The organism is Rossellomorea aquimaris, from assembly GCF_008180865.1.
Classification (GTDB): Bacteria; Bacillota; Bacilli; order Bacillales; family Bacillaceae_B; genus Rossellomorea; species Rossellomorea yichunensis.
This window is the reverse complement of record NZ_VTEX01000001.1, coordinates 1,367,757-1,387,632: the sequence shown is the minus strand read 5'-3', so window position 1 is coordinate 1,387,632 and position 19,876 is coordinate 1,367,757. Positions and strand designations below refer to the sequence as shown.

The 19,876-nt window shown below is 40.6% G+C and carries 21 protein-coding genes; 14 read left to right on the top strand and 7 right to left on the bottom strand.

Features of this window, described 5'->3' with window-relative positions; all coding sequences use genetic code 11:
* The first annotated feature begins 81 nt into the window (after window positions 1-81).
* Complete coding sequence (locus FZC88_RS06985) at window positions 82-1,596, top strand: carboxypeptidase M32 (protein ID WP_148994141.1); 1,515 nt, start codon at window positions 82-84, stop codon at window positions 1,594-1,596.
* Window positions 1,597-1,618: 22 nt separating this feature from the next.
* The gene (locus tag FZC88_RS06980) at window positions 1,619-2,029 is read left to right on the top strand and encodes a GyrI-like domain-containing protein (RefSeq protein WP_148994140.1); all 411 of its coding nucleotides are present in this window, start codon (window positions 1,619-1,621) and stop codon (window positions 2,027-2,029) included.
* A 595-nt stretch (window positions 2,030-2,624) separates the two neighbouring features.
* Here FZC88_RS06980 and FZC88_RS06975 read toward each other — a convergent pair.
* Both FZC88_RS06975 and FZC88_RS06970 read right to left on the bottom strand, forming a co-directional pair.
* Window positions 2,625-4,271 carry a b(o/a)3-type cytochrome-c oxidase subunit 1 gene (locus FZC88_RS06975; RefSeq protein WP_148994139.1) on the bottom strand — a complete coding sequence of 549 codons (1,647 nt, stop codon included), beginning with the start codon at window positions 4,269-4,271 and terminating at the stop codon, window positions 2,625-2,627.
* 1 nt (window position 4,272) lies between these two features.
* Complete coding sequence (locus tag FZC88_RS06970; RefSeq protein WP_148994138.1) at window positions 4,273-4,749, bottom strand: cytochrome c oxidase subunit II; 477 nt, start codon at window positions 4,747-4,749, stop codon at window positions 4,273-4,275.
* Between the two features lie 379 nt (window positions 4,750-5,128).
* Between FZC88_RS06970 and FZC88_RS24405 the strand changes: the two genes are divergently transcribed.
* Both FZC88_RS24405 and FZC88_RS06960 read left to right on the top strand, forming a co-directional pair.
* Entirely contained in the window at window positions 5,129-5,263 is a 135-nt protein-coding gene (locus FZC88_RS24405; protein WP_262371776.1) for a hypothetical protein, read from the top strand.
* Window positions 5,264-5,330: 67 nt separating this feature from the next.
* Window positions 5,331-6,101 (top strand): SDR family NAD(P)-dependent oxidoreductase, encoded by a 771-nt coding sequence (locus FZC88_RS06960; protein WP_148994137.1) that lies wholly within the window; start codon window positions 5,331-5,333, stop codon window positions 6,099-6,101.
* Window positions 6,102-6,157: 56 nt separating this feature from the next.
* On the opposite strand, the gene FZC88_RS06955 is transcribed toward FZC88_RS06960, so the two are convergent.
* Window positions 6,158-6,607 (bottom strand): chemotaxis protein CheX, encoded by a 450-nt coding sequence (locus FZC88_RS06955; RefSeq protein ID WP_148969419.1) that lies wholly within the window; start codon window positions 6,605-6,607, stop codon window positions 6,158-6,160.
* Window positions 6,608-6,809: 202 nt separating this feature from the next.
* On the opposite strand from FZC88_RS06955, the gene FZC88_RS06950 reads away from it, so the two are divergent.
* The 5 genes from FZC88_RS06950 (at window position 6,810) to FZC88_RS06925 (ending at window position 14,553) form a co-directional block, all read left to right on the top strand.
* The gene (locus tag FZC88_RS06950; protein ID WP_148994136.1) at window positions 6,810-7,880 is read left to right on the top strand and encodes a type III polyketide synthase; all 1,071 of its coding nucleotides are present in this window, start codon (window positions 6,810-6,812) and stop codon (window positions 7,878-7,880) included.
* A complete protein-coding gene (locus FZC88_RS06945) occupies window positions 7,880-8,446 on the top strand; it encodes an isoprenylcysteine carboxyl methyltransferase family protein (RefSeq protein WP_148994314.1) in 567 nt (188 codons plus the stop codon). The genes FZC88_RS06950 and FZC88_RS06945 overlap by 1 nt, the downstream gene beginning before the upstream one ends.
* Before the next feature lie 445 nt (window positions 8,447-8,891).
* Window positions 8,892-12,509 carry a dynamin family protein gene (locus FZC88_RS06940; RefSeq protein WP_148994135.1) on the top strand — a complete coding sequence of 1,206 codons (3,618 nt, stop codon included), beginning with the start codon at window positions 8,892-8,894 and terminating at the stop codon, window positions 12,507-12,509.
* A 199-nt stretch (window positions 12,510-12,708) separates the two neighbouring features.
* Window positions 12,709-13,539, top strand: a complete 831-nt coding sequence (locus FZC88_RS06930) for a sulfurtransferase (protein WP_148994134.1) — start codon at window positions 12,709-12,711, stop codon at window positions 13,537-13,539.
* Between the two features lie 114 nt (window positions 13,540-13,653).
* Window positions 13,654-14,553: a 5'-3' exonuclease gene (locus FZC88_RS06925; RefSeq protein ID WP_148969414.1), complete on the top strand. Its 900-nt coding sequence runs from the start codon at window positions 13,654-13,656 to the stop codon at window positions 14,551-14,553.
* 58 nt (window positions 14,554-14,611) lie between these two features.
* Here FZC88_RS06925 and sspL read toward each other — a convergent pair whose 3' ends face one another.
* Window positions 14,612-14,749, bottom strand: coding sequence for a small, acid-soluble spore protein L (sspL, locus tag FZC88_RS06920; protein WP_148969413.1), 138 nt, complete (start codon window positions 14,747-14,749; stop codon window positions 14,612-14,614).
* A 107-nt stretch (window positions 14,750-14,856) separates the two neighbouring features.
* On the opposite strand from sspL, the gene FZC88_RS06915 reads away from it, so the two are divergent.
* Window positions 14,857-15,345 carry a divergent PAP2 family protein gene (locus tag FZC88_RS06915; RefSeq protein ID WP_148994133.1) on the top strand — a complete coding sequence of 163 codons (489 nt, stop codon included), beginning with the start codon at window positions 14,857-14,859 and terminating at the stop codon, window positions 15,343-15,345.
* A gap of 34 nt (window positions 15,346-15,379) precedes the next feature.
* Window positions 15,380-15,646: a DUF6123 family protein gene (locus tag FZC88_RS06910; RefSeq protein WP_148969411.1), complete on the top strand. Its 267-nt coding sequence runs from the start codon at window positions 15,380-15,382 to the stop codon at window positions 15,644-15,646.
* Window positions 15,647-16,067: 421 nt separating this feature from the next.
* On the opposite strand, the gene FZC88_RS06905 is transcribed toward FZC88_RS06910, so the two are convergent.
* Entirely contained in the window at window positions 16,068-16,454 is a 387-nt protein-coding gene (locus FZC88_RS06905) for a reverse transcriptase-like protein (protein ID WP_148969410.1), read from the bottom strand.
* A gap of 138 nt (window positions 16,455-16,592) precedes the next feature.
* Window positions 16,593-17,270 (bottom strand): queuosine precursor transporter, encoded by a 678-nt coding sequence (locus FZC88_RS06900; RefSeq protein ID WP_148969409.1) that lies wholly within the window; start codon window positions 17,268-17,270, stop codon window positions 16,593-16,595.
* 100 nt (window positions 17,271-17,370) lie between these two features.
* Here FZC88_RS06900 and FZC88_RS06895 point away from each other — a divergent pair, with 100 nt between their 5' ends.
* Complete coding sequence (locus FZC88_RS06895; protein WP_148994132.1) at window positions 17,371-18,027, top strand: reverse transcriptase-like protein; 657 nt, start codon at window positions 17,371-17,373, stop codon at window positions 18,025-18,027.
* Between the two features lie 72 nt (window positions 18,028-18,099).
* Window positions 18,100-18,276, top strand: coding sequence for a zinc-finger domain-containing protein (locus tag FZC88_RS06890; protein WP_113970772.1), 177 nt, complete (start codon window positions 18,100-18,102; stop codon window positions 18,274-18,276).
* Window positions 18,277-18,348: 72 nt separating this feature from the next.
* Here FZC88_RS06890 and cspD read toward each other — a convergent pair whose 3' ends face one another.
* A complete protein-coding gene (cspD, locus tag FZC88_RS06885) occupies window positions 18,349-18,549 on the bottom strand; it encodes a cold-shock protein CspD (protein ID WP_034758543.1) in 201 nt (66 codons plus the stop codon).
* Between the two features lie 380 nt (window positions 18,550-18,929).
* On the opposite strand from cspD, the gene FZC88_RS06880 reads away from it, so the two are divergent.
* A complete protein-coding gene (locus FZC88_RS06880) occupies window positions 18,930-19,865 on the top strand; it encodes a metal ABC transporter solute-binding protein, Zn/Mn family (RefSeq protein WP_148994131.1) in 936 nt (311 codons plus the stop codon).
* Window positions 19,866-19,876: the final 11 nt, after the last annotated feature.

The window sequence follows — 19,876 nt, the reverse complement described above, 5'->3', positions numbered from 1 at the left end:
TCTCTATCAATCTTTCTGACCCAAGTTGCCAGAAAAATATGATAAAATAGATTGAATGTAAAAAAAGGGGGCTTTTTTAGAATGAAAGAATCAGTAATAGAAATAAGAGATCGTTTCCATGATTATGTAAAAAAAATGTCTGCCTACAACGAAGCGCTTGGTTTGATGTTATGGGATTTACGGACAGGTGCTCCGAAAAATGGGGTTGAACAACGATCTGAAGTCATTGGGATGCTTTCATCTGAGCTTTTTGAAATGTCGACCTCAAATGAAATGGCTGCATACCTGGCTAAACTGTCGCCAGAAATGGACAAATTGGATAACATGACACAAAAGCTGTTAGAAGAGTGTCAAAAAGAGTATGATCGGAATAAAAAAATTCCCGCTTCTGAATATAGGGAATACGTGGTGTTACAATCGAAAGCTGAAGGTGTATGGGAAGAAGCCAAAGAAAAAGCGGATTTCTCTATGTTTCAGCCCTATTTAGAAAAACTGGTGGCATTTACGAAACGCTTTATTGATTACTGGGGCTACGAAGATAACAAATATAATACGTTACTGGATATGTATGAGCCAGGTGTAACGGTTGAAGTGTTAGATAAGGTATTTGGCGATCTTCGAGATCAAATTGTCCCGCTTGTACATAAGATTTCCGAATCGGAACATAAGCCACATACCGATTTCCTCTTTGAACACTTTCCAAAGGATAAGCAAAAGGATTTCAGCTTAAAGATCCTTGAGCAAATGGGGTATGATTTTAACTCAGGCAGATTGGATGAGACCGTCCATCCATTTGCGATTGGTTTAAACCCTGGTGATGTAAGGGTAACAACTAAATATGACGAGAAGGATTGGAGAACAGCCGTGTTCGGGACAATCCATGAAGGTGGACATGCTCTGTATGAGCAGAACATTTCCAAGAATTTGATTGGTACACCACTATGCACGGGAACGTCTATGGGGATCCATGAATCTCAATCCCTGTTCTATGAAAACTTTGTAGGAAGAGATCATTCTTTCTGGAAGAAGAATTATTCTTTACTGAAGGATTACTCTTCAGGACAGTTCGATTCCGTTGAACAAGACGATTTCTACCGGGCAATCAATGAATCGAAGCCATCTTTAATCCGAATCGAAGCAGATGAATTAACGTACGCGTTACACATTATCATCCGGTATGAAATTGAAAAGGGATTATTTAATGATGAGATAGACGTGAAGGATCTTCCTGAAATCTGGAATCAGAAATATGAAGAGTACTTGGGAATCCGCCCTTCTCATAACGGTGAAGGTGTCCTTCAAGATGTTCATTGGGCTGGTGGGAGCTTCGGTTACTTTCCGTCATATGCATTAGGATATATGTACGCTGCGCAGTTTAAGCGTGCCATGTTGAAAGATCTTCCTCATTATGAAGAGCTGTTGGAAGAGGGAAATCTTGTTCCCATCAGAGAATGGCTGACGACAAACGTCCATCAGTGGGGCAAGATGAAAAAACCGCTGGAAATCATCAGGGAAGTTACTGGAGAAGGGCTTAATGCAAAGTACTTGGCCGAGTATTTAACGGAGAAGTATTCAAAGGTATATTCCTTGAATTAACGAATACAATGGAGGCAAAATCATGGAAATAAACGTTGCATCACTAGAGGATAAATTGCTTGTTGGAATAGGCTGGACAGGTCCATATGGAAAAGGGGCAGAGATCCCGAGACTATTCACTAAGTTTCTACAGATGATCCCATCCATTCACCACATCAATGGAGATGAATGCATATACGCTCCTTTCCATGACAGAGCGACTGATTTTACGTATTATTGTACCGTAGAGGTTGATCGTGTGGACAAGCTTCCACCGGGGTTAGTCGAACTGTCTCTCCCTGCAGGCGTCTATGCTCACGCTCTTTATGAAGGGCTGTCAACGGAAGTAGAACAAGCCTACTTTTCGATCTTTAATTGGATTAAGGAAAATGGCTATGAAAAAGACTACTCCAGACGGAAATTAGAGTTGTTTGTTCCTATTAAAGAGAAATAGAAAAGAGGCTGCCCGAGGCAGCCTCTTTTCCATTAGTATAAGTATACATTTAGTAATTTCCTTCCTGACCATGCCGCCTCCGCTTTTCGCGATGTCCAGCTCCAGGGCTTAGAGGCTCGAGGTCATAAGTCAGCCCCACCAAAAAGGCAAAGAGCGCCTTTCCGGTGGGGCCGCCTTATGCTTGTCGCCTCTGGGCAAAGCCCTTCCGCTTTTCGCGATGTCCAGCTCCAGGGCTTAGAGGCTCGAGGTCATAAGTCAGCCCCACCAAAAAGGCAAAGAGCGCCTTTCCGGTGGGGCCGCCTTATGCTTGTCGCCTCTGGGCAAAGCCCTTCCGCTTTTCGATATGTCCAGCTCCAGGGCTTAGAGGCTCGAGGTCATAAGCCAGGTAACCCAAAAAGGCAAAGAGCGCCTTTCCGGGTTACTTGGCTTATGCTTGTCGCCCCAGGGCGAGCCGCCTCCGCTTTTCCATATGTCCAGCTCCGGCGGCTTGGGGCTCGAGGTCATAAGTCAAGTAACACAAAAAGGCAAAGAGCGCCTTTCCGGGTTACTTGGCTTATGCTTGTCGCCCCAGGGCGAGCCGCCTCCGCTTTTCTATTTACCACAAACGATATCCCTTGGAAGCAGGAGGCGCGTTTTGAATCATGTCTATGAAAGGAACGGTATAGGCAACAAGAATGAGGGCTGCTAAGATGGTTAACCAAATCCTCCAGTTTTCAATAGCCATTGGTGTTTTCTCAGTTGCTTCGGCTTTTTCACCGACTGGGAATTCTTCCTCTCCTTTAGGTGCGAAGAATGCCAGATTGATAAAGATGTATAGAACCAGAATGATCCCGATAAAAAGAATCGTTCCCCCGATGGCTTGTGCGACTTGATACGGAATCCATTCAAGGGCTTGCGGTGCATCCCCATAAGTTGAAAAAGAGGATCTTCTTGGAGCGCCGAGTAATCCGACAGCATGCATGGCACCTGACATGATGCCCATTCCTACAGACCAAACAATGGCTTGCACGATCGCCAGCTTGTTCATTGCTTTCGTCAAGACGCGTCCTGTTAAATGAGGTACGAGCCAATAGGCAATACCGAAGAACGTCAAGACAACAGAAGTGGCCAAGGTTAAGTGAAAGTGACCGGTGACCCAGATGGTGTTATGAACAACCTGGTTCATCTGGTTCGATGCATTGATTAATCCGCCTGCTCCCGCTGGGATAAAGGCAACCATGCCGATAAATGGCACTGTAAAGCGGGCATCTCCCCATGGTAACTTCCTAAACCATCCAAACAATCCGGTAGCTCCTTTGGATCTGCCGTACATTTCAAAGGTTGCGAACAGAGAAAATGCAGTCATCAAGGAAGGTATGACAACCATAAAGGTAAGAACTACCTGTAAAAACTTCCAATACGCGTCGATTCCCGGTTCCACTAATTGGTGATGAAAACCAACCGGGATAGAGAATAGGAGGAACAATATAAAGGAAAGTCTGGCTAACGAATCTGAAAATATTTTCCCGCCAATGATTTTTGGGATAATGACATACCATGCCATATAGGCAGGCAGCAGCCAAAAATATACAAGGGGATGACCGAAATACCAAAATAATGTTCTGCTAACAAGTACATCTACCCGATCAACGAGACCGAGAGACCAAGGAAGGAGCTGAAATAAAACCGTTCCAGCCACACCAATGGTGGCGACAATCCATAAGACGGTATTGATGATGGCCATGAATGTTAACAGAGGGCTTGGTTGTCCAGGGTTTTCTTTTCGCCAGCTTACATATTTGATGATCATGCCGGCTCCACCCAACCAGCTTCCAACAACGACGAAGGTCAACCCTAAGTAAAATATCCAGTGGGCCTGCAAAGGAGCATAGAAAGTATATAGTACAGTTGCTTCATTTAATAGAATCATAACAGCGGCCATGATTGTGCCCATAAGCATGACCCAGAAGCCTAACCAGCCAAACAAGCGGGATTTCCCGGAATAGGTACCGGAAGTTCGCGAAATGGCAGCATGCTGGAATCCTAAGATGAAGAAAGTGGTCAATACCAACCCCAGTAATACACCGTGAACCGTTAACACCTGATAATAGCCGATCCCTGCAGGCAATATGAACTTCCCTGACCTCACCAACACTTGTAATAATCCTGCCAATCCACCTAGTGCCAAGGCAATAAAGCCTACATAAATATGTGCCATCGCCAATGTAGCATCTTTTTTATCAATCCTTACAAATCGCTTCATTTTAGTCCACCACCTTAATCATAGATTTCATTGTGTGATGACCTACACCACAATATTCATTACAGACAACTAGAAATTCCCCTGTCTTATCAAGGGTTGTTGTATATTCACTGACAAACCCTGGTTCAAGCATCATATTAATATTTGTTCCTGCAACTTCAAATCCGTGAACAACATCTTTTGTTGTGGCGATGATTTTAAGTGTAGATCCTTTAGGTATTTCAATTTCCCCGGGCGTGTAGAGAAAGGCAGATGCGACAAACACTAATTCGTAATCCCAAGCCTTTCCTTCTACTTTCTTCAATCCCGGCTCGTTAAAAGGCGAGATTTTATCCACTTGCTCAGGATTGACGTATGCTTTCGCGCTTGGAGGTTGATGTCCTTGGTGAAAAGCACTGATGCCTAAAATAATTAAAAATAAAATAAGAGACCCTGTTCCTAACGTTAACCACCATTTTTCATAACGATGCATGTGCATGTAAACCACTCCTTCAAAGTTAAAAACGATTTAAAAATAGGATGAATACCCCTAGCCATGTAAGCACTAAAAATCCGCCTAGAAACAGGACCGAAATAAAAGTACCTTTTAAAGAAGTAGACTCTTCGACCTTAACCTCTGACTTTTGATGAAATTCCGGTTTCGGCATATATTTCATTCCTTCCATTCATTGGATGATTGATTTTGTTATCACTATCATAAAGGTGTAAACCGCTATGAATCTGTGATAAATGTCACAGGTTACTTGAAATATTGTGAAATAAATGTGAAGTCAGGAAGGGATAGGTCTTTCACTGGTTCACATCTGTCAAGAATGTGCATAGAGTGTATGAGTGAGCAATTTATGGGGGGCTATCCGATGGAAAAATATTATTGTAAACAGTGCTGCCAGATTTATTCTGAGAAAACGGTTTGTCCTCAATGTCACATCGATGTCGAGGGGAAAATCAATATTCATGTTCAAAATGGACAAGGAAATAAGAAAAACGGTTAAAGTGTTATCGACAAAGGGACTGTGTTAATATATAGAAGATTCAAATAATTGGTGAGGTGGTGTGAAGATGTATTTACCTTCATTTTCATTAAACGATAAATTGGCAGTGGTCACCGGGGCAGGCCGTGGAATTGGACGAGCTCTCAGTATTGGTTTAGCTGAAGCAGGAGCGGATGTTGTCCTGCTATCTAGAACGCGGAATGATTTAGAAGATGTGGCAAGTGAAATAGAAAAGCTGGGTAGAAAGGCGTATATAATCCCTACAGATATAACATCAAGGGAGGAAATTCGAAAAGCGATTGCTTACATAGAAGATCAAAAACGTTCCATTGATATTTTGATTAATAACGCAGGAATGAATATCCGTTCTACTGCCCTTGAGGTTACGGATCAAGAGTGGCAAACCATCATGGATACAAATTTAAAATCTGCTTTTATGATGAGTCAGGAAACAGGTAAACATATGAAGGAAAAGAAGCAGGGGAAAATCATTAACATAGCGTCTGTTGCTGGTCATGTTGCCTTACGTACGGGGGTTGTGTACGCTTCGACGAAAGCGGCCATGATTCAAATGACGAAGGTTTTAGCCATGGAATGGGGAAAATACAATATCAATGTGAATAGTATCGGGCCTTGGTATTTTAAAACACCATTAACGGCAGAATTATTGCAAAATGAAGAATATGTAAACGATATTTTGGCCGTAACACCTTTAAAAAGAATCGGTGAACTGGAAGAACTTGTGGGACCGGCTGTTTTCTTATCATCGGATGCTTCGAATTATGTTACCGGTCAAACCATTTTTGTAGATGGCGGCATGACGATTCAAGGTTTCTAAACACTAAAAGGCTAACCAATATGCTTGAGGTTAGCCTTTTATCTATTTCAGGGCAATTATTCAATCATTAGAATTACTAAGAAATGTCCCACATTCTCAATGACTATGGGCAGCTTTAGGGGTTTTTCGAACCCGTACATTTTTGATTGACCAACAATGACGGTAGGGGGAGTGATGTCCAGGGTATGGCCGGCTTGAGCTAATAGAGTAGCAAGGTTTCCTGCAATCATGTTTCCTAATTCACCTGCAAAAGATTCAAGCATTTCTCCTTCTAGTGGCATACCGAACATTGAAGCCCCAAGGGATTGAAAGCACTCTTCTTCACCATCAATAATCATTCGGCCCCTTACATCCCCGGTAATTCCAATGAGTACTCCGATTTTATGCTGACTAAAGGGCTCAGTCAATAACGAGGGCTGTAAAACGTCAATGTATAAGGGGATCACCCCTTTAAGGGCTTCAATTGAACTATTTAAAATATCTGTTACACTTCTCGTTAAAATCATGTCGTATCCTCCGCTATTTTGTCACTGTAATCATACCATAATACCTGGTACTAAAGATGTGTAATTTAGTATTATTTTCATAATAATGAACATTTTGGAGGGTTTCAATCGCTCCTTTGGTAAGAGAAGGGGAATCTAATACATGATTTGTGAGTGAATGGAAAAGCTATCCTTACATGGAATTGTAAGGAGTGATTTGATTATGCCCAAAATTCTCTCAGTTGAAACCGAGATTCCCCCTGTGAAAATTACGCAAAAAGAAGCGGCAGAATTTGCGAAACAGTTGTTTTCCAAAAGTTTTAAAGATATCGGACGTCTTCTCTCCGTGTTTGAAAATGGTGAAATAGATAGCCGTTATTTCGTAAAAGATATCGACTGGTTCTCGGAAGAGCATACCTTTCAAGAAAAGAATGATGAATTCATTCATCATGCAGTTGATTTAGGCAGCAAAGTTGTTAAGAAGAGCTTATCCCGACATCAACTTACATTAGAAGATATTGATGCGATTATTACGATATCAACCTCAGGTATCGCGACACCAAGTCTCGAAGCAAGAATCATGAATCATCTGCCATTCTCACCTCATGTAAAACGAATACCAATTTGGGGATTGGGGTGTGCTGGTGGAGCGAGTGGATTGTCACGTGCTTATGAGTACTGTTTAGCATTTCCTAAAGCGAATGTTCTCGTCCTTTCCATTGAACTTTGTTCTCTCACCTTTCAGCATGGAGATCGGTCAAAGAGCAATCTGATTGGTACCTCGTTATTTGCGGATGGGGTGGCTTGTGCCGTTATTTGTGGTGATGATAGTCCAGTGCTTAAAGGCATTACGCATCCTTTGCCAACCATTTTTGCCACTCAGTCGACACTGCTTCGGGATTCCCTTGATGTGATGGGGTGGGATGTAAAGAATAATGGACTGTATGTGGTGTTTTCAAAGGATATACCAACACTTGTAAGGAACTGGCTACGTCCGAATGTGGAGGGGTTCATCAACGTTAATGGTATTAGGCTTGAAGACATTAAACATTTCGTGGCTCATCCCGGCGGCAGGAAAGTGATTGAAGCCTACCAGGAAGCTTTAGGGATGGATGAAAGTATGACCTCTGAATCTTTGAAGGTGTTGAAGGAATATGGGAATATGTCATCTGTAACCATCTTGTATGTGCTGAAGGAATTTATGAATAAAGGCTGTAAGCGTGGAGATATAGGCTTGGGAACCGCTTTAGGACCAGGGTTTAGTTCAGAACTGCTTTTGATGAGGTGGGAATGATGCTCTATTTCATTCTGTTTTTTTTAGTACTGATGATTCAGAGACTTGTGGAGCTATTCATTGCCAAGTCCAATGAAAAGTGGATGAAGGAACTGGGAGCTAAAGAATATGGGCAGTCCCATTATAAAATGATGGTCGCCATCCATATAGCGTTTTTTGTTTCTTTACTAATAGAAGGAGGGATCTTTCATAAAGGAGTTAATGCCTATTGGCCACTCCTGTTGACTGGTTTTATCCTGACTCAACTGGGAAGAATATGGGTGATTACTTCCCTCGGGAAGTACTGGAATACGAAGATCATTGTGCTTCCGAACGCTGAAGTGGTCGCGAAAGGTCCTTATAAATTTTTGAAACATCCTAATTATTTTATCGTTACATTGGAATTTTTAGTTGTCCCATTGCTCTTTAATGCTTATTGGACACTTTTTATCTTTGCACTATTGAATCAATTCATTCTCTCTATCCGGATCCCATTGGAGGAAAATGCCCTCCGAATTGAAACCGATTACGAAAGGATTCACCTTCATACTAAAGGCTGGATTCCACTATTCAAAAAAGAAAAATAAATTTCTTATTGAAAATGATTATCGTTTTTGATAAGATTCTAATTGAAGATGAAAATTATTCTCATTTATAAAATAACAAAAGGGTGGAGACAAATATGGTATGGTTTCTGATCGTATTTACTGTAATAGTGTATGGCTTCATGATGAAGTATGTTTTATCAAATGTGATGAAGGATTCAGCACAAAAAAAGAAAATATCTTCATACCAGAAAAACTCAAAAACTTTTGTTCATTCAAACCTGACTGCAACCGAAACAACTCAATAGATACAAAGCCTTCTTCTCCGGAAGAGGGCTTTTTTGTTTTTCAATCAATAAAACCTCTGCATATACTGATACCGTTATCATTATTTCCTTTGCTTGATATGATTTCATAGAGAAATTGAGATAAATACGATAAAATAAAACCGTTACCATTTTTCTGAAAACAGAAAGGAACTATTACAATGAGTCAGATAAAGCATAAAAGTACACAATTACATAATACATTGCAACAACTTACAGCCTACCACGATCGGTTCCTTCAATCCGGAGACGACGAGCGGGCTTCAAAGGTAGAAAGATTAGCAGAGAAATTACACAATGATGAATTGATTCTAGCCTTTTGCGGCCATTTCTCTGCAGGGAAGTCAACGATGATCAATCACTTAATGGGAGAAGAAATCCTCCCGTCTAGTCCGATTCCTACCAGTGCAAATTTAGTAAAGGTGCACCATGCACCAACGGATTTCGCAAAAATTCATTATCATCATTCCCAGAACCTATACTTTCAGGCACCGTATGAGTTTGCCACCATTAGGGACTTCTGCAAAAACGGTGAGGAAGTATACTCTGTTGAAATAGGTCGTAGCAAAAGTGAGATGCCCGAGGGTGTATCCATTTTAGATACACCGGGTGTAGACAGTACGGATGATGCCCACAGATTGTCAACGGAATCGGCCATCCATCTCGCCGACGCCGTCTTTTATGTGATGGATTATAACCATGTTCAATCTCAGGTGAACTTCGAGTTCACAAAGGAAATGATCCGTCATGGAGTCAAGCTGTATCTCATTGTAAATCAGATTGATAAACACCAGGAAGAAGAATTGTCATTCAGCGACTTTAAAGAAAGTGTAGAGAATTCCTTTGCATCTTGGGGTGTTGTACCCAATGGGATGTTTTTTACAAGTTTAAAAGCTCCACATCATCCTCATAATGATCTTGAAAAATTAGAATCTTTGATTGAAGAGCAGGTGATGAAGAAAAGTGAACTGATTGAAGCTTCTGCAGAATCGGCCATCTCCCAATTGAGGTCTGAGCATGAAAAGTGGTATGAGGAAGAGCTCGGAAAAATCGAGGAAAAAGGAAGAAACATCCTGACACCCGAAGAATGGAATGACAAAGATTCCCTTCTTCAGACTGAGAAAAATTTAATTGAAACATTAGCAAGAGGGAACGTAAAAGCGATAAAAGAGCATTTTGAAGAAGAAAGAAGGGAAATCCTGAAAAATGCGTATTTAATGCCGTTTGAAACGAGAGAATTAGCGAAGGATTTTCTGGAAAGCAGACAATCAGACTTTAAAGTAGGATTTTTATTTTCAAAACAAAAAACAGAAGATGAAAAAACGGTCAGGATCCAGAAGTTTAAAGACGATATAAATACACGGGTCGAGTCTCAATTAGAATGGCATCTTAAGACATTGGGAAAACACATGCTGAAAGAATACAGTCCTTCATCAGACCAACGCATCAAGTGGGATCAATTATCTCTGGAAGTGGATGAACAATTCCTAATGGATATGATCAAACCTGGTGCAGGAATAACGAGTGATTACGTCCTCCAATACTGTGATGATCTTTCTGAGGAGTTAAAGAGGAAAGCCAGGGCCTATACAAATGATTTAATTGAAGATACTTTGAATGAAATTGAAAGCGCCTCTTCAGAAGAGAATTCAGCTTTAGAGGAAGACCTTAAGGAACTCCAAAAGAAAACAGCATTCATCTATCAATGGAACACATTGCATGAAGAGAAGGTCGCTCAACTTGGAAAGTTAATGAGTGTTAAGGTCGATCAAAGACAGGCTGATCTTGTGATCAAACAATGGATAGGGAAATGGAAAGCAACAGCGGAAGATTATATTACTGCACCTGACATTGAGACTGCTCAGAAAGAGAAAACAATTCGAACAAGGGAAGAGATTTCGCCTAAGCCACACCAAGACCTACAAGCTTCTATTGAACAGGTTATCGAACGTTTAGAAACGATGACCAGCGTATTCAGGAGATACAAAGGTTTTGGAAAGACGGCAGATTTATTAGAAGGAAAGAAAGAGCGGCTGTCCAATCAATCCTTTACCATCGCATTATTCGGTGCGTTTAGTGCGGGGAAATCATCATTTGCCAATGCACTATTAGGGAAGAAAATACTCCCGGTGAGTCCGAATCCGACAACGGCCTCCATCAATCGAATCAATCCCGTATCAGAAGTCGGTGAGCATGAGACCGCTCACGTCCAAATCAAGACGTACGACCAGCTATTTCAAGACATTGCCCATTCCCTATCCTATTTCAATCGCAGTGTTTCAACACTGGATGAAGCTATGGAGGTTGTCCCTGCTTTAACGAGTGAAGGAAGCGGTAAGGAAAATGTACATCTTTCATTCCTGCAGGCTTTTTATAATGGTTATCCGGCCTTTAAAGGAAGTCTTGGAATGAGAATAAAGGCCAATCTTGAAGAGTATAGAGGGTTTGTGGCGGATGAAGCTCAAGCTTGTTTTGTGGAATCCATCGATCTCTATTACGATTGTGATATTACAAGGCAGGGAATCACACTCGTCGATACACCAGGAGCAGATTCAATTAATGCACGTCATACGGGAGTAGCATTTGAATATATCAAAAATGCGGATGCGATACTATTTGTGACTTATTACAACCATGCATTTGCCAAGGCAGACCGTGAATTCCTCATTCAATTGGGCCGGGTGAAGGACACGTTTGAATTAGATAAAATGTTCTTTGTCGTCAATGCCATCGATCTTGCAAGCGACGAGGAAGAAAAAAATGAAGTGATCGACTATGTGGAGACGCAGCTGATTCAATATGGAATCCGTTTTCCAAGGATCTTTGGAGTATCTTCTCTTCAGGCTCTTAGAGAATCAGATTCTGAAAAGTCAGGAATGGATATATTTAAGAAGGAATTCAAAACTTTTATACAGAATGAATTAGTGAGCATGAGTATTGAGTCCGCTCTCAGTGAATGGGATAGAGGCCTGCAACGATTTAAACAATATATTCATACGGCTTCAAGTGATAAAACATACAAGGAAGTACGCAAACAGGAGCTGAAAGATGCAAAGGATGAGGTTCGCTCACTTATCGATACCAAATCCGTCCACCCACTTGAGGTCGAAATGCATCAAGAATCCAAGGAACTTGTGTTTTATGTGAAGCAAAGGGTATTTTTCCGGGTATCCGATTTTTATAAGGAAGCCTTCCATTCAGGATTGTTTCTGCAATACTCCAACCAATCCCAAGCGATAAAGGAAGGATTGAAGGAATTTCTTGCAAGTATCGGATTTGATCTGGCACAGGAAATGAGAGCCACTTCTCTTCGCATTCAGCAGTTCATTCAGAAAATACTGACTGAGCAGTGGTTGGTCCTTGGAGAAATGATTCAACAGGTTGAGAAAGAACTGGTATTATCTCCTCAGGACTACAAAAACGAAAGCACCATTGAATTTGAGAACGCATTTAAACAAACAGAGCTGCGACTATTCGAAGAAGCCTTTTCTTCATTTAAGAATCCGAAGCATTTCTTTGAACAAGGCGGAAAAAAGATTGTTCAGGAAAAATTGGAAGCATTACTTCAAGAGCCTGCAGATAGCTATTTAGAACAGGAGCAGGAACGGCTGGAAGATTGGGGTGTTTCGTATTTAAACAGAGAGTTTGACACACTTAAAGAAGAAATGTTGATTCAGGTGATGGAGCAGATCAATTCAAATATGGAGGCTTTAGAGACCGTTCAGGACCTGAACAAGCTAAAGTATGATTTGAAGCAACTAGAACAGATTCAAGCTTAAAGAAAAGAAGGAGGAAGGTCGTGGCGAATACTTATCATTGCTGTGCTACATGTATTCACATTCGAGGAATCAAGACTGATCAGAAGACCTCCTATTTCTGTTCCCGACTAGGCTATGAAACCAAAACCACTTATCAATTCTCTTGCTGGGAACCTAAGGAGGAAGTACTGGCATTAATGAAGAAGAGGGGGATAATATCATGAAGGCAATTATCGATACGGATTGGCTGAGAGGTCATATTCATGATGAGGATCTAAGAATCATTGATTGTCGATTTTCTATGGGAAACCCGGCAGAGGGGCGGGAGAGGTACAAAGAGAATCATATTCCGGGAGCCGTATTTTTCGATTTAGAAAAGGATTTATCAGGATATGTGAAAAAGCATGGGGGCCGCCATCCCCTTCCGAATATGAAGAACTTTTTGCGCAAGGTGGAGGATGTCGGTATTGATAATGATACAGCGGTTGTCATTTATGATGAAAAGGAAGGTGCCTTCGCAGGCCGCTGCTGGTGGTTGTTCCAATATATTGGACATGAGAAGGTATATATCTTAAATGGTGGATTTGCAGCTTGGGAAAAGGCTGGAGGGAAAACAGAATCGACCGTACCTGTGTACCCTTCAAAAAGCTATCGTCCAAGCTTTAATGAAACGATTGTAGCTTCTCTGGATGAGGTGAGGAGTATCGCAGATGGGGTTCGAGACACTCCTTTAATCGATTCCCGCAGCAGGGAAAGATACTTAGGCCAAGAAGAACCGATAGACCGCATCCCGGGTCATATTCCAGGAGCCACCAATCTTCCATGGACCGAGGGTGTGAAGGATGGATATTTTATTCAAGGAGAACAGCAGTATGATCGATTCGCCCATCTTAATAAAAATGAGCCAGTGATTGTCTATTGCGGTTCAGGTGTAACAGCGACCCCTAATTTCATATCTCTTAAGGAAGCAGGATTCAATCATGTGAAACTTTATGTTGGAAGCTACAGTGATTGGGTGTCCTATGAGAATCACACGGTTGAGAAGGAATAAAGGCGAATAGCTAATTGGAAAAGGTTCATCACTTTTCCAATTAGCTATTTATTCGTATATGTTATACTTTATAAAGTGAACAAAAACGAGAATGAGCGATGAGGAGTGTAAGAATTGAATAATAAAAATGAGCATTTATTACTTATAGATGGTATGGCACTATTATTTCGATCTTTTTTTGCAACAGCTGTAACGGGTCAATTCATGATGAACTCAAAAGGACTTCCCACTAATGGAGTTCAGGGGTTTATGAAGCATTTACTGATGGCGGCGGATCATGTAAAGCCTACACATATCATAGTATGCTGGGATATGGGGAGTCAGACATTCCGTAATGAAGTATTCAATGACTATAAATCGAATCGGAATGCACCACCAGTTGAACTGATCCCTCAATTTGATCTTGCAAAAGAGGTGGCAGAAGGATTCAATCTTTCGAATGTGGGTGTAGTTGGTTACGAAGCAGATGATTGTATTGGGACTCTTGCCAAAATTCATCAAACCGATCGCAAAGTATCCGTTCTAAGCGGTGATCAGGATCTCCTGCAGCTTTTGGACGACAATATTGACATTATGCTCTTGAAAAAAGGCTTTGGTAACTATCAAACCTATACGAAAGAGATTTTTGTGGAAGAGAGAGGAATTACTCCTCAGCAGTTTATTGATGTGAAAGCATTAATGGGTGATACAAGTGATGGATATCCCGGGGTAAAAGGGATCGGAGAGAAAACGGCATTAAAGCTGATTCAACAATATAAGGATATCTCAGGTATACTCGAGAACCTGCACAAGTTAACCCCATCCCAACAGAAAAAGATTGAAGCCGACCTTGACATGCTTCATGTTTCAAGAAAGTTAGCCGAGATTCACTGTGGTGTGCCCCTGTCTGTTTCGGTAGAGGAAGCTCGGTGGAATAACGTAGCTCATGAAACTCTTTCATTTGTGGACGAATTAGAGTTGAAGGTGCTTAGAAGATATTTAGTAGGTTCTAATGTGATGGTTGCCACAAGCTAGCCATTTATAGGAGTGTCAGGGATCCGTTTGGCCCCTGACACTTTTTACGTGGAAATGCTTACTTTGTATTCGATTTCTTAGCCGCATTTTCCAATTGGCTCTTCGGCTCCATGGCAAATTCTGCATCCTGTGATATTCCTTGTGGATTCACGCTTTTGGCATTTCTACCTTTGTTTTTGTTATTTCCTTTTGTCATACCGAAACCCCTCCTTTTCTGTAATCATTATTATTTTGGCTATGTTCATAATAAATATCCTATGTGCAGAGAATTTTAGGACAAACTAAAGGCAGGGAGGTGTAAGGGTGAATAAAGGGATTGTTACAGCACTTATCAGTATAGCTCTCGCACAGGGTCTGAAGATACCACTGCACTTTTTAAAAAAGAAGGAATGGAAACCTGAGCTATTTTTCCAAACAGGGGGAATGCCAAGTTCTCATAGTGCAGGGGTTGCTTCGTTAACAACATTTATTGCCTTAAAGAGGGGGGGCAGAACCATTGACTTTGCTCTTTCATTTATCTTTGGTCTAATCGTCATGTACGATGCACAAGGAATCCGAAGACAAACGGGTGAACTGACCCTTAAAGTGAATAGTTTGGATGAGCTCGTTCGCAAAGCTCATGATAAAGAAGCGGTAGAATTCGAAGAGAAAAAGCCAAAGCGACTGAAAGAAATGCTGGGACATCAACCTCAAGAAGTAGTCGGAGGGGCATTACTTGGTTCATTTATGGGCTACATTGCCTTCCTGTTTTCTAAAAAGGATAGGCAAAAGAAAAAATTTTCTGTAAGATAAGAGAAGACAAAGTGGCGATAAGGTGAGGAGAAACGTGAAAAAGACAACCGAAGAATTTCTCATAGATCTTGAAAACAAAGGCTTCAAATTTCAAGAAGACGCAATTGGCTTCATCTATTTTGGTAAAAAATACACAGATGCCCCGGATGAACTGGTCAATAGCGCCATTGAAATCACATTAAAAGCTCAAAAACAATTCGATAGCAGTTTTTACATGTCCATATTAGAAAGACTTCATTCCCAAAACATCCCATCCCGAAAAGAAGCGCTGAGATGGATGGTGAATCAGGGATTGGCCTAGAAAAGCGTAGGCGGCTTGGTCAGACCCGACAAGCATAAGACGAACCACCCGGAAAGGTGCTCTTTGCCTTTTTGGGTGGTTTGACTTATGATCTCGAGGGTCTAGGCGCCGAAGCTGGACAATAGAAAAGCGTAGGCGGCTTGGTCAGACCCGATAAGCATAAGACATGAGACCATCAGAAAGGGATTGCTTCTTTTTTGATGGTCTTTGTTTTGTTGGTATGGGTCTGTGAGCCAGTCGATTTTTGTAGAACGGTCGGTATATTGAAAATATGGTTGATAAAATGAAAGAACGGTTGATAAATTTGAATAACGGTCGATAAATCCAGATAACGGTCGATAAATCAAAGCAATTCCATTCGATCCCAAACTTCACACCATAAAAAATGGGAGAGCCACCAATCGGCCTCCTATTTCACTCTTTAGTTCAGATGAATAGCTTTTCGGGCCAGCTCATCTGCAGCTTTATTTTCCTTACTGGGTATCCACTTAACGAAGAAAAGGTCTACTTGCTTGGTCAAGTCCAATATATCATCGAGCAACTGTTTATATTGAATATTCCTTACAAACTCTTTTTCAATCGCATGAACGACAGCTTGAGAATCACTTTTCAGCCAAACGGTATCAGCATGTTTTTCTAAACAGATCTCCAGAGCTTTCCTGCAGGCTATAAATTCAGCCTCATGATTATCCATGACCCCTAAAGGAATGGCGTGTTTTTCCACTTTTCCGTTGTCTTTAATAAATATACCGGCTCCACTTGGCCCGGGGTTACCAGCACTTGCTCCATCAATATTCACTTCGATCATATGAGTTCACCTCAAAGTACATCTTTAGAATAAGTTTATAGTAGCATATAAAATAGAAGGCAGGGAGTAAGAATCCATGATTCATCCCTTCTATAAAAGAGCTTGGGGAAAACCAGATCCCCAGGCTCTATCCAACTATCACATATCTTTAGGGAATCGTTTTGCTACATAACCAAATGGGGTATCAATAATGGATATGACCCATTTGAGGAGGTAGGTAGTAATGAATATTTCAAACCAGACATCCATCGGATATTCTCCCAGGAAAGCAATGCTTGTGAAGACAAGAGTATCCAAAAGCTGACTTACCATCGTACTCCCGTTATTGCGAATCCAAAACTGTGAATCTGAAGGGAATTTCCTCTTTAAATACGTGAAGATATACACGTCTGTTAATTGACTCACGAGGTAAGCGACTAAGCTTCCAAGAGCAATTCTTGGAATGATCCCAAAGATTGTTGCCAGAGATTCTTGGGCGAAATCTTCAGGATGTGGTTGAAATACTAACACGAGCTGCATAATAATAGTCATAACGATTAAAGTGAAGAAACCCAGCCACACCGCTTTCTGGGCTTCTTTTTTTCCATATTTTTCGTTAAGTATGTCTGTTACTAAAAAAGCTGTTCCGTACATGGCATTCCCTAAAGTAGCGGTCAACCCGAAAATTTCAATCGTTTTAACGACCTGTAAGTTAGCAAGTATCGTGGATACCCCTATCCATACAAACAGTCCAGTTCGTCCAAACATTCGATACATAAGCAGAAGTAAAGAGAATGTAATGAGAACGAAGACTAATCCAAACCATATATTAAACATATAAAGGCCTCCTAATGAACGTGTAAATGAAACAATAGTCCTCATTATACAAATAAAAGTATAAATGAACAATCATATGAAGAAAAAGGAGCGAATGATTATGGAAATGAAATTAAAATTTAAATATGCAAGCAAAACAGCGTCAAGTATATGGTTTGAATCCAACTACTTCCCAAGAAAAGAAACAATGATTCATATCGATGATCTCATGAAAACCGGAAGAGTCCATGATCTTGAAATCATAGATGAAATGGGGAATTCGTGGTCCAGAAAGGAATTTGTCAAACTGAATAAGGAATTAGAAAAGGAACCAGAAAACATCGTTGTATATTTCGACGGAGGGTTTGATAAGGAATCGCTCATTGCCGGTGCAGGGATTGTCATCTATTACGATAAAGGTGGAGAATCATTTAGAATCAGAAAAAATGAACTTCTCGAGGAAATTGAAAATAATAATGAAGCAGAATACGCAGCTTTACATATTGCCCTTGGATTGCTTGATGAAATCGGCGTGAAGAATGCTCCTTGTACGATTAATGGAGATTCCCAGGTGGTAATAAAACAGTTGGAAGGGGAATGGCCTTGTTATGAAGAGAGCTTGAGTCGGTGGCTCGATCGTATTGAAGCCCTCATCAAAAAGCTTCGATTGAAAATCAATTGGGTCGTGCTGAATAGAAAAGATAATAAAGAAGCGGATAAGCTTGCCAATCAAGCTTTAGAAGGGACAAAAGTCCACAGTAATAAACGAATAGAATAATTTCGTTCCCTATTATATACTCTATAAATAACAATACACAGTAAGTCCTTGAACAAGCTTAGGAGTGATCACATGAATCGAAAAGAAGTGGTGGATAAAGTGGATGAGCTCATAGACACCTACTGTAACGACTGCTTACTTAAAGCTCACTTTCGCAAAGAGTATGGTAAAACCTATGCTCACCGCTTTTGTATAGAAAAATGCACCATTGGTGAACAAATTCGAAATTACGGACAAAAATTGAATTGAATAATAAAGGGCAGCAATTCTTAGGATTACATAAGAATTGCTGCCCTTTGGTATGCTATATTGTTCGAACGATTATAATTTAACTACGTTTGCTGCTTGAGGTCCACGATTTCCTTCAACAACGTCGAAAGAAACTTCTTGACCTTCTTCTAATGATTTGAACCCTTCACCTTGAATCGCTGAGAAGTGAACGAATACATCGTCTCCACCTTCAACTTCGATGAATCCAAATCCTTTTTCATTGTTGAACCATTTTACTTTACCATTTTGCATTTTCGAATCCTCCTAAATCGTTCAAGCACGTTTGTGCCTCTGAAAAATATTTTTCACGAAATGATTGACTCTCATACATTGGAAATAAGCATAAAAATCGTACACTTCAATGATGTCTTTACTATACAATATGACGATTTTCGAGTCAACATTCCCTCCTTTTTTGCTGAAATGTTTAAACAATTTGGTTAATATGTATTGACAAATATTGAGTAAGGAAATAAAATTTGCACTAAGGAAACTTTTATTGCACTAAGGAAACTTTTGTAGTCTTATAAAAAAGAAATTACTTGTGTAAAAAAAAGTGAACATATATAAGTTTGATGAATAAGGTAGATGTAGTAGATATCAAAAAAATTGGGTTGGAGAGGAGATCAAACATGAAAATAAGATTAATGGCTCTTGTCGGGATGATCATAATTTTAGCGTCAGGACTTATCCTATCAGGCTGTGGAGCTACTACCACTGGTACTAAAAACGATAAAATAGTCGTTACGACAACAATAGGGCAAATAGGGGATGCAGTTAAAAATATTGGAGGAGAGCATGTAGAGGTTCAAAGTTTAATGGGACCTGGTGTGGATCCTCACCTTTACAAAGCTAAACAGTCGGATATTGGTAAACTTCAGGAAGCAGATATTATTTTCTATAGCGGTCTCCATTTAGAAGGGAAAATGCTTGAGATCTTCGAAAAAATGAACAAGGAAAAACCGACTTATGCAATCGCTGATAGTATACCTAAAGATAAACTGCGTAAGGATCAGGCAGATAATACGGCAACTGACCCACATGTGTGGTTCGATATTGATTTATGGAAAATTGCATTGGAGCAAGTGCGGGACGGGTTGATCGAGAAAGATCCTGAAAACAAAGAAGACTACATTCGAAATACTGAAAAGTACTTTGCCGAATTAGATGAACTGAAAGCATACTCTACGGAAGAAATGTCAAAGATTCCAGAGGAACAAAGAGTTCTTGTAACAGCTCACGATGCATTTAATTACTTCGGAGCAAAATACGATCTTCAAGTTATGGGATTACAAGGTCTGAGTACTGATGCTGAATATGGATTAGCAGACGTTCAGTCTCTTGTAAATACTTTGGTAGAAAGAAACATCAAAGCTGTGTTTGTAGAATCAAGTATCTCTGAAAAATCGATCAACGCCGTTATAGCAGGTGCGCAAGATAAAGGCCATGAAGTTGAAAAAGGCGGGGAATTATTCTCAGATGCTATGGGCAAAGAAGGTACAGAAGAAGGAACGTACATCGGTATGTATAAGCATAACGTTGATACGATTGTAGAGGGACTAAAGTAAGTCTTAGGAGG

What these genes read in the sequence shown, in the direction of transcription:
- FZC88_RS06985 (WP_148994141.1), top strand. Translation starts at nt 82, where the DNA reads ATGAAAGAATCAGTAATAGAAATAAGAGATCGTTTCCATGATTATGTA.
- FZC88_RS06950 (WP_148994136.1), top strand. Translation starts at nt 6,810, where the DNA reads ATGCCCAAAATTCTCTCAGTTGAAACCGAGATTCCCCCTGTGAAAATT.
- FZC88_RS06975 (WP_148994139.1), bottom strand. Translation starts at nt 4,271, where the DNA reads ATGAAGCGATTTGTAAGGATTGATAAAAAAGATGCTACATTGGCGATG.
- FZC88_RS24405 (WP_262371776.1), top strand. Translation starts at nt 5,129, where the DNA reads ATGGAAAAATATTATTGTAAACAGTGCTGCCAGATTTATTCTGAGAAA.
- FZC88_RS06945 (WP_148994314.1), top strand. Translation starts at nt 7,880, where the DNA reads ATGCTCTATTTCATTCTGTTTTTTTTAGTACTGATGATTCAGAGACTT.
- FZC88_RS06980 (WP_148994140.1), top strand. Translation starts at nt 1,619, where the DNA reads ATGGAAATAAACGTTGCATCACTAGAGGATAAATTGCTTGTTGGAATA.
- FZC88_RS06960 (WP_148994137.1), top strand. Translation starts at nt 5,331, where the DNA reads ATGTATTTACCTTCATTTTCATTAAACGATAAATTGGCAGTGGTCACC.
- FZC88_RS06970 (WP_148994138.1), bottom strand. Translation starts at nt 4,749, where the DNA reads ATGCACATGCATCGTTATGAAAAATGGTGGTTAACGTTAGGAACAGGG.
- sspL (WP_148969413.1), bottom strand. Translation starts at nt 14,749, where the DNA reads ATGACAAAAGGAAATAACAAAAACAAAGGTAGAAATGCCAAAAGCGTG.
- cspD (WP_034758543.1), bottom strand. Translation starts at nt 18,549, where the DNA reads ATGCAAAATGGTAAAGTAAAATGGTTCAACAATGAAAAAGGATTTGGA.
- FZC88_RS06900 (WP_148969409.1), bottom strand. Translation starts at nt 17,270, where the DNA reads ATGTTTAATATATGGTTTGGATTAGTCTTCGTTCTCATTACATTCTCT.
- FZC88_RS06930 (WP_148994134.1), top strand. Translation starts at nt 12,709, where the DNA reads ATGAAGGCAATTATCGATACGGATTGGCTGAGAGGTCATATTCATGAT.
- FZC88_RS06955 (WP_148969419.1), bottom strand. Translation starts at nt 6,607, where the DNA reads ATGATTTTAACGAGAAGTGTAACAGATATTTTAAATAGTTCAATTGAA.
- FZC88_RS06890 (WP_113970772.1), top strand. Translation starts at nt 18,100, where the DNA reads ATGAATCGAAAAGAAGTGGTGGATAAAGTGGATGAGCTCATAGACACC.
- FZC88_RS06895 (WP_148994132.1), top strand. Translation starts at nt 17,371, where the DNA reads ATGGAAATGAAATTAAAATTTAAATATGCAAGCAAAACAGCGTCAAGT.
- FZC88_RS06880 (WP_148994131.1), top strand. Translation starts at nt 18,930, where the DNA reads ATGAAAATAAGATTAATGGCTCTTGTCGGGATGATCATAATTTTAGCG.
- FZC88_RS06940 (WP_148994135.1), top strand. Translation starts at nt 8,892, where the DNA reads ATGAGTCAGATAAAGCATAAAAGTACACAATTACATAATACATTGCAA.
- FZC88_RS06905 (WP_148969410.1), bottom strand. Translation starts at nt 16,454, where the DNA reads ATGATCGAAGTGAATATTGATGGAGCAAGTGCTGGTAACCCCGGGCCA.